General features: G+C 59.3%; 14 protein-coding genes. 1 reads left to right on the plus strand and 13 read right to left on the minus strand.

The genetic code is table 11. The features are described 5' to 3' along the window. Positions 1 to 12: 12 nt before the first annotated feature. Positions 13 to 1,023, minus strand: a complete 1,011-nt coding sequence (locus GYM47_RS13825) for a DctP family TRAP transporter solute-binding subunit (RefSeq protein ID WP_153842540.1) — start codon at positions 1,021 to 1,023, stop codon at positions 13 to 15. A gap of 233 nt (positions 1,024 to 1,256) precedes the next feature. On the opposite strand from GYM47_RS13825, the gene GYM47_RS13830 reads away from it, so the two are divergent. Beyond that, positions 1,257 to 2,120, plus strand: a complete 864-nt coding sequence (locus GYM47_RS13830) for a DMT family transporter (RefSeq protein ID WP_153842539.1) — start codon at positions 1,257 to 1,259, stop codon at positions 2,118 to 2,120. Positions 2,121 to 2,129: 9 nt separating this feature from the next. On the opposite strand, the gene GYM47_RS13835 is transcribed toward GYM47_RS13830, so the two are convergent. From GYM47_RS13835 to GYM47_RS13890, 12 genes are all read right to left on the minus strand, one after another. Next, on the minus strand, positions 2,130 to 2,651 hold the full coding sequence (locus tag GYM47_RS13835) for a DUF192 domain-containing protein (RefSeq protein ID WP_139526428.1): 522 nt from the start codon (positions 2,649 to 2,651) through the stop codon (positions 2,130 to 2,132). Continuing rightward, positions 2,648 to 3,781, minus strand: a complete 1,134-nt coding sequence (locus tag GYM47_RS13840) for an ABC transporter ATP-binding protein (protein ID WP_231125551.1) — start codon at positions 3,779 to 3,781, stop codon at positions 2,648 to 2,650. Before GYM47_RS13840 ends, GYM47_RS13835 begins: the two co-directional genes overlap by 4 nt. Continuing rightward, positions 3,774 to 4,442, minus strand: a complete 669-nt coding sequence (gene modB, locus GYM47_RS13845; RefSeq protein WP_153842537.1) for a molybdate ABC transporter permease subunit — start codon at positions 4,440 to 4,442, stop codon at positions 3,774 to 3,776. Before modB ends, GYM47_RS13840 begins: the two co-directional genes overlap by 8 nt. Continuing rightward, positions 4,442 to 5,209, minus strand: a complete 768-nt coding sequence (modA, locus tag GYM47_RS13850) for a molybdate ABC transporter substrate-binding protein (protein ID WP_153842536.1) — start codon at positions 5,207 to 5,209, stop codon at positions 4,442 to 4,444. The genes modB and modA overlap by 1 nt, the downstream gene beginning before the upstream one ends. Positions 5,210 to 5,212: 3 nt before the next feature. Then, the gene (gene pyk / locus GYM47_RS13855; RefSeq protein WP_153842535.1) at positions 5,213 to 6,697 is read right to left on the minus strand and encodes a pyruvate kinase; all 1,485 of its coding nucleotides are present in this window, start codon (positions 6,695 to 6,697) and stop codon (positions 5,213 to 5,215) included. 84 nt (positions 6,698 to 6,781) lie between these two features. Further along, positions 6,782 to 7,273: an ureidoglycolate lyase gene (locus tag GYM47_RS13860; RefSeq protein WP_153842534.1), complete on the minus strand. Its 492-nt coding sequence runs from the start codon at positions 7,271 to 7,273 to the stop codon at positions 6,782 to 6,784. Between the two features lie 42 nt (positions 7,274 to 7,315). Continuing rightward, a complete protein-coding gene (locus GYM47_RS13865; RefSeq protein WP_139526422.1) occupies positions 7,316 to 8,152 on the minus strand; it encodes a bifunctional allantoicase/(S)-ureidoglycine aminohydrolase in 837 nt (278 codons plus the stop codon). 120 nt (positions 8,153 to 8,272) lie between these two features. Next, the gene (locus tag GYM47_RS13870) at positions 8,273 to 9,001 is read right to left on the minus strand and encodes an amino acid ABC transporter ATP-binding protein (RefSeq protein ID WP_058577177.1); all 729 of its coding nucleotides are present in this window, start codon (positions 8,999 to 9,001) and stop codon (positions 8,273 to 8,275) included. Continuing rightward, on the minus strand, positions 8,982 to 9,638 hold the full coding sequence (locus GYM47_RS13875; RefSeq protein ID WP_139526421.1) for an amino acid ABC transporter permease: 657 nt from the start codon (positions 9,636 to 9,638) through the stop codon (positions 8,982 to 8,984). Before GYM47_RS13875 ends, GYM47_RS13870 begins: the two co-directional genes overlap by 20 nt. Beyond that, positions 9,635 to 10,312: an amino acid ABC transporter permease gene (locus tag GYM47_RS13880; RefSeq protein WP_058577175.1), complete on the minus strand. Its 678-nt coding sequence runs from the start codon at positions 10,310 to 10,312 to the stop codon at positions 9,635 to 9,637. Before GYM47_RS13880 ends, GYM47_RS13875 begins: the two co-directional genes overlap by 4 nt. Positions 10,313 to 10,320: 8 nt before the next feature. Beyond that, positions 10,321 to 11,175: a transporter substrate-binding domain-containing protein gene (locus GYM47_RS13885; RefSeq protein WP_153842533.1), complete on the minus strand. Its 855-nt coding sequence runs from the start codon at positions 11,173 to 11,175 to the stop codon at positions 10,321 to 10,323. 272 nt (positions 11,176 to 11,447) lie between these two features. Continuing rightward, positions 11,448 to 12,332, minus strand: coding sequence for a MurR/RpiR family transcriptional regulator (locus tag GYM47_RS13890; protein WP_153842532.1), 885 nt, complete (start codon positions 12,330 to 12,332; stop codon positions 11,448 to 11,450). Positions 12,333 to 12,344 lie beyond the last annotated feature (12 nt).

The following is a 12,344-nucleotide window of genomic DNA, read 5'->3' on the forward strand; positions in this document are numbered from 1 at the left end:
AACATGCGAACATCAACGGGCGTCGATAGCGGCTTGGGCGGCTTCGACCACCTCTTCACCAATGCGCGGGGCCCACTTTTCATAAACGGACTGAGTGGCATCCACGAAGGCTTGGTACTGTGCATCGGTCAGCTCGGTCACGGTGACACCACGCTCTTGAATCGCGGCCAGACGCTCGCCCTCCTGCTCACGAGTCATGGCGATTTCCCAGGCACCCGCCTCTTCGGCCGTCTCGCGCAGCATCGTTTGCTGCTCTTCGCTCAATGTCTGCCAGACTTGCTGGTTGACGGCAAAAATCAGTGGATCGTTCATATAGTTCCAGAGCGTCAAATGCTCCTGGCCTACTTGGTCGATACGCGCCACGTCAAAGACCGACAGCGGGTTTTCCTGGCCATCCACCGCGCCCGTGGTGAGAGCGGGTTGGGCGTCAGTCCAGCTCATCTGCGTAGGGTCGGCACCTAGCGCAGAGAACGTATCCTGGAACAGCGGCGAGCCCACCACGCGGATCTTCAGACCTTCCAGATCCTCTGGCTGACTGATCGGGCCGCGGGAATTGGATACCTGACGAAAGCCGTTTTCGCCCCAGGCCAAAGGAATAACGCCACGTGATTCGATCGCTTCGAACACCATCGTGCCTGCGTCCCCGCCGGTCACGGCATCGACGGCGGCCTCGTCAGGAATGAAAAACGGCAACGAGAACAAGTTCAGTTCCGGTACCTGGGGTGACCAGTTGATGGTGGAGCCAACAGCGGCATCGATCAGGCCAGAGCGCATGGCAGAAAATTCGCGGGTTTGGTCACCCGAGACGAGCTGTGAATTCGGATAGACCCGCAAGGTAAGTTCACCCCCGCTGCGTTCTTCAACCAGCTCTGCCCACTTTTCAGCCGCCTGCCCCCAAGGAAAGGCATCTGAAAGCACGGTAGAGACCGAGAGTTCGCGGGCCTGCGCGGAAAAAGCAGCCGAGAGCAGTGCAGCGCCAGCCAAGCCAGCGGTAAGACGAGCCATAGAGCGTGTCAGCGTCATTATTGTCGATCCTTTTTTCTTTTTTATGGGATGTTCATGAAGTGTCGGGGCAAGCTTACACCTCCTGCCCAAATGTCGCTCAATGGCGGCAATCGCCATAGCGAGCGACACCCCATTGTAGGCACTCGACGAATGAAAGAAAGCCATTGATTAGGCTTTTAACCATCAACTTTCGATGCATCACGTGCTTGCTGATAAGCTGTTGTCTCCTTCAGCGTTTCAAGGATAGATACGTGCCGCTTCGTGATTTTCTCCTGGGCCTGCTGGTCATCGTCATCTGGTCGCTCAACATCATCGTGATCAAAGTGGGCGTAGCGGAGCTGCCGCCACTGTTAATGACGACTCTGCGCTTTATGTTGGTCGCCGCGCTGCTGGTGCCGTTTTACCCGGTCGCTCGGGCACAGCTACCCTTTTTGATATTGCTATCCATCACGTTTGGCAGCCTTCACTTTGCGTTGTTGTTCATTGGGCTAGGGCAAGCCGAAGCAGGTACCGGGGCGCTGCTCGTTCAAATGGGCACGCCCTTTGCCACCCTCTTGGCGGTGATCTTCTTGAAAGAGACACTGGGCCCCAAGCGTTTGGCGGGCTTGCTGCTCTCGTTTGCGGGGGTGGTGGTGCTAGCAGGCGGGCCCACGCTTCCGTCACCGCTGCCATTGACCATTCTGCTGCTAAGCGCACTTGGCTGGGCCGTCTCACAGCTCTTGATCAAGCGCGGACCGCCTATCGCCCCGCTGGCGCTGGCAGGCTGGGTGGCGCTCTTTGCGGTGCCTCAGGTGGCCGTCGGTTCGTGGCTCTTTGAACAACACCAGTGGCAGGCCATCACTCAGGCCAGCTGGTTGGGCTGGGGAGCGGTGGCGTACACCGCGATCATGTCGTCCATAGCGGCTTACGGCATTTGGTACGCGCTGCTACGCCGCCATCCGGTGAATCGTGTGGTGCCGATGACACTACTCACCCCCGTGTTTGCGGTGGGCTTAGGCGCGCTACTGATGGACGACCCGCTGGGGGTGCATAAACTGGTCGGCGGCGGCTTGGTGGTCGCAGGCATCGCCCTGATCGTGCTGAAATTTGGCCAACAGCCGCCAACCAGGGCGTGAGCGTGGGCATTAGTCGGGGCGACAAAAGCCCGCCAACGCAGGTACCGAGACACAGTCGCCTACCTGGATGCCACGCTCGGCAAAGTAGCCCGCATTGACTTCCAGCGCCGCATGATAGGCCGCACCTGCTGGATAAGAGGGGCACTCCTGAGGCGCACTGGATTCGCAAGGCGGCATGGTGTTGATGGCGACGATGCGGCCTTCACCATCGATATAGGCAATATCCAGCGGAATCAGCGTGCGGTACATCCAAAATGCATTGCCTGCAGGCTGCTCACGCTCGAAGCGAAACAGCATGCCTCGTGTTTCTGGCAGATGTTCACGTCCCATCAGGCCGCGCTGGCGCTGGGAAGCGGTTTCGGCGACTTCGACATCCAGACGGTGCGGACCGCCTTCACTGTGTATCGCCAGCGGTAGCGTGTTGGCAGATGTCGATTCCGCGGCCCACGCCGTCAACAAAGGAAGCGGCAAACAAGCCGCAAGCGAAACGCCTAAAGCGGTTTTGAGCAGTTGGCGGCGTGTCAGGGTCATAACAGATTCCTTTTGTTGTAGGGTGCCATATGCATCTGCTGCTCGGGCATGAGGTGAATGCCCTCGGCCAGTAGCGAGACGTGTACCCGCTCTCCCAGTCGAAGCTGATTACGTTTAGCCGCGTGGGTGGCGATGTCGAAACGTAGCATATCTTGATGAGAAACGCGCAGCGAGATGGACGTCATGCCGCCCAATACCACCATTTCGCTGACCGTTGCCGCTACCGGGTTTTCGCGTTCACCTTGAGACGGCCGTCCCCGACGATGCAGCACGATATCCGACGGCGGCAGGTACCAAGCTAGCGGTTTGCCGAGTTCAACACGGTCTAGCCCTTCTGCCACTTCTAGCTGCCACTCTCCCCACTGCAGGCGTCGCCCAGCGTCCGTCTCTACCACTTCCCCGCTAAAAACGTTGTGGCGATCCAGCAACCTAGCGACAAGCGGCGAAGCGGGCCGTCGAAACAGCGCTTCAGGTGTGCCCTGCTGCAGGCTCACCCCGTTATGCAACACGCAGATTTGATCGGCGAGCGCGGTGGCTTCATCCAAGTCATGCGTAACGAGAATGATGGGGATGGAGATGTGTTGGCGCAGCAGTGCCAGCTCGCGCTGCAAGCGTCGACGCGTCACTTGATCCACCGCAGAGAACGGCTCGTCCAGCAGCAGCGCTTGGGGCTCCCTCGCCAATGCTCTCGCCAATGCCACTCGCTGGCGTTGGCCGCCGGAAAGCTCGCTGGGATAGCGCGCTTCGAGCCCTTGCAGGCGCACCCTGCTCAACCACTGCGTAGCCTGCTCGAGGCGCTGGACGCGGGGCAGATGCCCCATGGCGAGCTGCACGTTCTGCAGCGCCGTCAAATGCGGAAACAGCGCATAGTCCTGAAACACCATGCCGATCCGACGCGCTTGCGGCGTCAGCGATCGGCGCTGGCCCTCCTGCGCCCAAAACCACTCCGCGCCCGCGCAGCTCACCCGCCCCTGCTCCGGCTGGTAAAGCCCCGCAATGGTGCGCAGCAAGGTGGTTTTGCCACTGCCGGACGGTCCGACGAGTGCCAAAAGCTCGCCAGGAGCGCAGCAAAACGAGGCATCGAGCGGAATCGGGCCAGCCTGTTGGGCGGTCACTTTCAGGTCATCCACGTGACCACCTGCGCTTGCCAGCGAGCCCATAGACCAGACCTAAGGTGGCCAAAGAAATGGCCAGCAGGAGGGCAGACATATTCGCAGCACCCTGCTCATCGAAGGCTTGCACACGGTCATAAATGGCAATCGAGAGCGTGCGGGTCTCACCATCGATGGCCCCACCGACCAGCAAAATCACGCCAAATTCGCCTAGTGTGTGAGCAAAGGTTAGCGCTGCCGCCGATAGGATGCCCGGCCATACGAGAGGCAGCTCGATACGCCATAGGGTTTGCCAGGGGCTTAGCCCACTGCACCACGCGGCCTCGCGTAAGTTGGCAGGCACGTGCTCGAAGGCGCGCTGAATCGGCTGGATGGCAAACGGAAGATTGGCGATCAGAGACGCCAGCAAAATACCGCTGAAGGTAAAGTTGAGCCCACTCCCCGTCAACGCGGCCCAAGCGCTGCCCAGCGGTGCATCGCGGCCAAACTGCTGGAGAAGATAAAACCCCAACACCGTGGGCGGCAGTACCAGCGGCAGCGCAATCAGCGCCTCGCATAGCCCCTTACCGCGAAACGACGTCGTCGCCAGTCGACGTCCCCACCATATACCGAGGGGTAACAAGAAGAGACAAGTAAACGCCGCGAGCCGCAGCGAGACGGAGAGGGCCGACCAGTCCATCAATCGGTACTGAATCCGTAGGTGTCGAAAATCGCCTTCGCCTCAGGCTGCTGCAACCACTCATAAAAGGCATGGGCTGCCCGGGTGGCCTGGGGCGTTAACACCATGCGCTGGCGCAGCGGCGTGTGCCACGCTTCAGGGATCAATACCGTTTCGCTACGCCCGGTCAGCGCAGGCGCCACGGCTAGCGAGTAAGCCACCAAGCCGCCGCGCGCTTCATCGGACAGGGCAAACTGCATCGCTTGGGAGACGTTCTCACCCTGCACGCGAAGCGGCTCGCTGGTTTCCCAAAGACCCGCTTTTTGTAGCACTTCTTGGGCGGCCACGCCGTAGGGGGCGTGTTCAGGGCTAGCAATGGCGATACGCAGCCGCTGACCTTCTTCTAAAGCGGCAATGGCCTCCTCCACACCGGCGAGTGGCGTTTGTTCGTCGGGTTGGGCATAGCGGCCGACAGGCTGCACCCAGGCCAAACGTCCCCGAGCATAAATCACGCCCGCGTCATCCACGTGCCCCTCGTCGTACAGCGCCTGTACGTACCCTTCATTGGCCGATAAAAACAGCTCAAAGGGCGCACCCTGGGCGATTTGGCGGCGAAAGTTGCCAGAAGAGCCAAAATTGAGACGCAGCGCCTGGCCGGTTTGCTGAGTGAACTGCTGGGCAGCCTCTTCCAAGGCGAACTGCAGGCTAGATGCCGCCGCCACGATGGGCGCGCCCGCCATCACAGGCGCGCTTAACAGCCAACCGCATAGCAACAGCAGTGAGCGCATATGCTAGGCCTTTGCGCTGTCGGCGTGTTGCTCGGTAATAGCCATCACTTTCATGGTATTGGTACCACCGTGGGCGTTCATGTGATCGCCACGGGTCAAGATGACGTGGTCTCCCGGCTTGGCGACGCCCTGCTTCACCAGCAGCGTGAGCGCTTGATCATTCAGCTCGGTGGCGGTCATTTGCGACGTGTCGAATGGAAGCGATACCACGCCCCGGTACAGGGCCATGCGACGCTGGGCAATCGGGTTGTGAGCCAACCCCACGATAGGCAAGCCCGAGCGGATGCGCGAGGCGATCAACGGCGTGTAGCCCGAGGCCGTCATGCAAGCAATCGCCACCACGCCGTTCATGTGGTTAGCAGCGTACATCGCCGATAGCGCAATGGTTTCGTCTGGGCGGGTAAAGCCTTCGTGGATACGGTGGCCCGACTCCTGAGCGACCCGCTCACGCTCGGCGCCAAGACACACCCGCGCCATCGCTTCCACGGTCTCCAGCGGGTAATCCCCTGCGGCGGTTTCTGCCGAGAGCATGACCGCATCGCTGCCATCCAGCACCGCGTTAGCGACGTCGAAGACTTCAGCGCGAGTGGGTAGCGGCGCTGAGATCATGCTCTCCATCATTTGGGTCGCGGTGATCACGGCACGGTTGAGCGAGCGGGCACGCTTGATCATACGCTTTTGCACGCCGACCAGTTTGGCATCGCCAATTTCTACGCCCAGATCACCACGGGCGACCATCACCGCCTCGGAAGCTTCGATGATACCATCCAACGTGGCTTCATCGGCCACGGCTTCGGCGCGCTCTACTTTGGCAACGAGGCCAATCTCCTTGCCCTCTTCCCCTAACAAGCGGCGGGCTTCCAGCATGTCTTCCGCCGAACGCGGGAAAGAAATCGCTAAGTAATCGACGCCAATCTCGACGGCGGTTTTCAGGTCGGTTTTATCTTTGTCCGTCAGCGCGGGGGCCGAGAGTCCTCCGCCCTGTTTGTTGATACCTTTATGGTTAGAGAGCTTGCCGCCCACCACCACCTCGGTATGTACCTGCTTGCCCTCGACACGGGTAACGTCCAGCACCACACGGCCATCGTCCAGCAGCAGGCGGTCGCCTGCGGTGACATCGTCGGCCAGCGTTTTGTAATCGCAGCCAACGCCGTGACTGTCACCGGCATCACTATCCATGGCCATGTCCAGGACAAACGGCTGCCCCTCTTCCAGGTACACCGCGCCGTCTTTGAAACGCGCAACGCGGATTTTAGGCCCCTGTAAATCGCCCAGCGCGGCGACACTGCGGCCAAGCTGAGCAGCAATCTCACGCACACGCATCAAGCGGCGGCGATGGTCGTCAGCAGTGCCATGGGAAAAGTTCAAGCGAACCACATCCACCCCCGCCTTCAGCATGGCTTCCAGCACGCCTTCACGATCGCTGGCGGGGCCGAGGGTCGCGACGATCTTGGTACGACGAAGGGGCGTATGGCTGTGTGCGCTCATAAATGTCCTAACCGTTCATGGAGTGGAGTGTCAGCTTATCAGGATAACCCAACCAAGATGACACTCGCATGCACTTGAGGTGGGCTACTGCGCTAACGTGACGGTAACATCCAGCGGGTACTCGTCACAGTTGTTGCCCTCCCCTCCGCGATCTACCACCAAAAACTCCCCCTCGCGCTCCAGCACCGACTGAATGGCATGCCAAGTCCCGGCGCGGTAGTTCACCCCCTGGCGGCCGTCGGTCACGAACGCCTGCACCTCGTCTAGCACAATGCTGTCGCCCGGCGGTGCCACGACAATGATGAAACGCTCTTGATGCAGCGGCATGAACGCTTGGCTGCCCTGCGGGTGGCGCTCCAAAAACGTGAGGGTTAGCGGCAGCGTCACTGGTTGGCTGACGAAAATATTGATCAGCGTATGGGCGTTCTCGCCCAACGTTTCCACCTTGGCGAGATCGTGATGACGCTGGGTGCGGCCGGCATTAATCGGAAACGAGGCCGATGTTCGGGCATCCAACACATCCCCAAACGGGGCAAAGGCTTCTGCCGTGAGCGGCTTCGCCGTCAGCTCTAACATAGAATCATCCTAGCAAGTGAGGTGGGGGATCGGCTGGCCGACTCAGATTTTTAGCGCCGCGTGGCGGTTAACGTCTTTGTACAGCAGGTAGCGGAACGGGCCGGGTCCACCTGCGTAGCACGCCTGTGGGCAGAAAGCGCGTAGCCACATAAAGTCACCTGCTTCGACTTCCACCCACTGCTGGTTCAAGTGATACACCGCCTTGCCTTCCAGTACGTAAAGACCGTGCTCCATGACGTGGGTTTCATCGAACGGAATGACGCCGCCCGGCTGAAAGGTCACGATATTGACGTGCATATCGTGGCGAACGTCGCTGGGGTCGACAAAGCGCGTCGTCGCCCAGCGACCTTCGGTGCCCGGCATCTCGATCGGCGCGATCTCCTGCTCGTTGGTCACGAAAGCTTTGGGGACATCCAACCCTTCTACATACTCGTAGGCTTTGCGCACCCAGTGGAAACGCACCGGCTCGCGGGCTTCATTGCGTACCTGCCAGTGGCTGCCCGGGGGAATGAACGCGTAGCCACCGGGCCCCATGGTGTGGCGCTCACCCGCCAAAGTAAGCGTTAACTCACCTTCCACAACAAACAGCACGCCCTCCGCCTGGGGGTCCAGTTCGGGCTTATCACTACCGCCTTCCGGCTGCACTTCCATGATGTATTGGGAGAAGGTTTCCGCAAACCCTGACAGCGGCCGCGCCAGCACCCATAGCCGAGTGCCCTCCCAAAACGGCAGATTGCTGGTCACGATATCGCGCATCACGCCTTTAGGAATCAGCGCGTAGGCCTCGGTAAAGACCGCACGGTCAGCGGTGAGCTGGGTTTGCGGCGGATGCCCGCCGGTGAGGGCGTAATAGTGAGCGGGTTGGCGTGTTGTTGGCATTGTCTCTCCCTGAGAGTGTAAGCGTACTCGACGACGATGCAGCCAAGCGTGCTGCATCGTCTTTTTTGTATACAATATTATGGAGTGCGGCTTCAAACAAACCTTAAAGGCCCGCTTCACTTAAAGTACCGCTGAGATAAACTGCCTGAGCTCTGGGGTTTTAGGATTGCCGAACAGCTCGGCAGGCTCGCCCTCTTCGTGAATGCGCCCTTGGTGCATGAACACCACGCGGTCGGCCACATCCCGAGCAAAGCCCATCTCATGGGTGACGAGAATAAGCGTCATGCCTTCTGCTGCCAACGCCTCCAACACGCGCAGCACTTCGCCGACTAACTCAGGGTCGAGAGCCGAAGTGACTTCATCGCACAGCAGCACCTTCGGGCGCATGGCCAGCGCACGGGCGATGGCCACCCGCTGCTGCTGGCCGCCGGAAAGCTGGGCGGGGTAAGCATCGTACTTGTCTGCCAAACCCACTTTATCCAGCACTTCTCGGGCCACTTTCTCGACATCGGCGCGGGCCTCGCCACGCACCACCACGGGGGCGAGGCACACGTTGTCGCCCACAGATTTATGGGGAAATAGATTAAAGCTTTGAAACACCATGCCAACGTTTTCACTCAGCTCTTTGGGCGACATGGAGCCCGCATCGAGCTGCTGTTCGGCAATGGTGATCTCGCCGCTATCGTGCTGTTCGAGCTGGTTCAAGCAGCGCAGCAGCGTACTTTTACCCGAACCACTGCGGCCGATGATGGCGACCACTTCCCCCTGAGCAACGTTGAGGTCGATCCCTTTGAGCACTTCCAGGTCGCCAAAGGCTTTATGAACGTTATTAACGCAGACCAGCGTCATAGAGCTTTTTCTCCAAATGGCGCGCGTAGCAGGAGAGCGGGTAGCACAGCGCGAAGTAAAAAAGGGCCACGAGGGTGAAGATAGTGAACGGTTCAAACGTGGCGTTATTGAGCATCGTGCCCGCTTTAGTGAGCTCCACGAAGCCAATGATGGAAGCCAGCGCCGTACCTTTTATCACCTGTACTGAAAACCCCACCGTGGGTGGAATCGAGAGTCTCAGCGCCTGCGGCAGAATCACATGGCGCATGGTTTGGAAATAGTTCATGCCCAGCACGCGAGCGGCATGCCACTGCCCCTTCGCCACGGCTTCCAGGCAGCCCCGCCAGATATCGCAGAGAAACGCGCTGGTAAAGAGCGTCAGTGCGATGGAGGCGGCCCACCAGGCAGAAATGGGATGCCCCATCGCCGCCGCGCCAAAGAAGATCAAAAAGAGCTGCATCAATAGCGGCGTGCCTTGAAACAGGTCCACGTACAGCGAGGTAAAACGCTGCAGCCAGCGGCGGCTGGAAAGACGCATAAAGGTGAGCACCAGCCCCACGGTAGCCCCGCCGATAAAGGCAATCAGTGACAGCACCACGGTCCAGCGGGCGGCGAGCAGCAGGTTGCGCACGATATCCCATAGGGTGAACTCGATCATCGTTGCTCTCCTTGCTGATACGCGAACACACGCTTACCCACCAGCATAAAGGCGCGGCGCATACCAAACGCCAGCAGCAGGTACACCAAGGTAATCAGCAGGTAGACTTCAAAACTTCTAAAGTTGCGCGACTGAATGAAGTTGGCCGCGTAAGTGAGGTCGAAAACGGAAATCTGCGACACCACCGCCGAGCCCAGCATGACGATGATCGACTGGCTAATCAGTGAGGGGTATACCCTGGCAAAGGCGGGCACCAGCACCACATGGCGGTAACTTTGCAGGGTACTCATGCCCAGCGCTCTGGCGGCTTCTAGCTGCCCTTTCGCCGTGGCGCTAATGCCGGCGCGTAGTATTTCGGCGCTGTAAGCGGCGAGGTTTAGCGTCATGGCGATGAACGCGGCGGTAATGGCATCGATTTTGATACCCAGCCCCGGTAAACCAAAAAAGATAAAAAACAGTTGAACGATAAAAGGCGTGTTACGGGTGATTTCGACATAGCCCCCCAGCCCCCAGCGCATCCAGGGCTGCCCGTTCACCCGCAAATACGCCACCGCTACGGCCAGCCCCAGCCCGGTCAAGGTGGTCACCACGGTCAGCACGACCGTGGTGGTCAAACCTTTGATCAGCTCGCTGGCGTAGGGCAACAGGGTGAGAAAATCGAGTGTTGGCCCCATACCGCCTCTCAGCTACCGAAGTTGTCAGGAAGGTCCGCGCTGAACCAGCGCTGGGAAAACTCGTTGAGCGTGCCGTCTTCCAATGCCTGGGCAATCAAGCGATTCACTTCTGCTTGTAGCGCCGCTTCGTTTTTGTTCAGGCCAATGTAGCAAGGGGAATCTTTCAGCTGATACATCAGCGAAGGCGCACGATTGCTGTTGCGCTCGGCAATTTCGGCGGCCACTACGTTACCGGTGGCAATGTAATCTACTTGGCCAGAAAGAAACGCCGAGATGGTGGTGGCGTTATCTTCAAAGCGCTGAATGGTGGTGGAGTCGGGAGCGACGTTGGAAAGCTCCATATCCTCGACGGCACCGCGAGTCACGCCAATGGTTTTATCGGCGAAGCCTTCGGGTCCTTCTACGCTTTCGTCGGCATCCGCACTAAACACGCCCAGGAAGAACGGCGCGTAGGCATCGGAGAAATCGATCGCCGCTTCGCGCTCCGGATTTTTACCCAGACTCGAGATCACCAGATCCGCCTGACCTGTTTGCAGATAAGGAATGCGGTTGGCGCTGGTCACGGTAATCAGTTCCAGGGTGACGCCCATCTCGTCGGCAATGTAGTTGGCCATGTCGATATCGTAACCGCGCGGCTGTAGGTCGGTGCCTACCGAGCCAAAGGGAGGGAAATCCTGCGGAACCGCGATACGAATCGTGCCGCGAGATTCAATGTCTTCCAGCGCATCGGCGTGAACCGCGCTGCTGGCACCCAGCCCACCCATAGCCAGCGTGGCCGCTATGCCGGTGGCCACCACGCCGGTTTGAAGACGTTTCAAGTAGTGCTGAACCGAATCTTTAAAGCCCTGAAGGGTAGTTCCCATGACGCTCTCCTGAAAGTGTGTCGCAAGCCAATGCCGAGAAGAAGGTGTGACGCGTGTGATGTCGCCCTCTGAAAAGTTCGTTGCACAAATCTCATCAAAGAAACTTTTGTTTCACACGCCCACTAGCATTAGCAATAACGAGACCAGCCGCAGGGAAAGCAGCGCAACAACAGTGCGTTAGGTTACAATCAGGCAGGAGAGCACGCAGGGTAACCCAGCGTGCGTTCAGTAAAGCGATTACATTTGGTGCATCAGGCAGTCAAAGCGCACCATTATTGATGGGCGTCCCAATCGACGCTCATGATGGGCGATGCCAGCTCGTTCAACTCAGCATAGTGGTCGCTTATCGCGCTGATTCGCTCGCGGCCCTCCGCTAAGCGCTGGTGCAAAACGGCATTTGCCAACAGGCAAATCACGCTGTTGGCGGTGGCATAGCTATCGAACGCCGAGAGACTCTCTAACGGTACTTCCAACCACCACGTCACTTGCGAAGCAAACGGCGAGGCGGTGGGGTCAGCGATCAACAACACCTTGGCAGGCGAGCGTTCGAGGGCGTCCACTAACGCGGCAAATGCCGATGGACGGCGGCGAAAACCCAACAGCACCACGGTGTCGTGTTCGGTCAAATCCACCAGCTCTTCGGCCAACGACTGGTTCGGCTGCGGTGCCAAGCGCACGTGGCGACGGGCTTGCACGAGCTGCTGACGTAAGTGCAGTGCCAACGGATAGCTGTTGCGGAAACCGACGATCACGACCTGCTGAGCCATCGCCAACGCCTCGACCATCGCGGCAAATTCCTGGGGGACAAGGCTCGCGAAACAGCGCTGCAGATTCTCCTGCTCCCGCTGCAGGTGGCGCTGGAACGAGGCGCCGCTCTCGCTCTCCTCCTCCATGGCATGGGCATCGATCACCAACGGCACGCCCAAATTACGCAGCTGTCGAGCGTGATCCTTTACCGTGCGATAGCTTTCGAACCCTAGTCGCTTGAATAGACGGCTGACGGTGGACTTTGACACCCCGGTCAAACGCGCCAGATCGGCGGCGCTGTACACGGCCAAATCATCGAAGTGATCCAGAATGAAACTCGCCACGCGCTGTTCTTGGGCGCTGAGCGCATCAAACTGGGCGGCAATCCGTTGTCCGATATGGGGTGTCATAGTGTCCTGTTT

It is taken from the genome of Vreelandella piezotolerans, from assembly GCF_012427705.1.
GTDB lineage: Bacteria > Pseudomonadota > Gammaproteobacteria > Pseudomonadales > Halomonadaceae > Vreelandella > Vreelandella piezotolerans.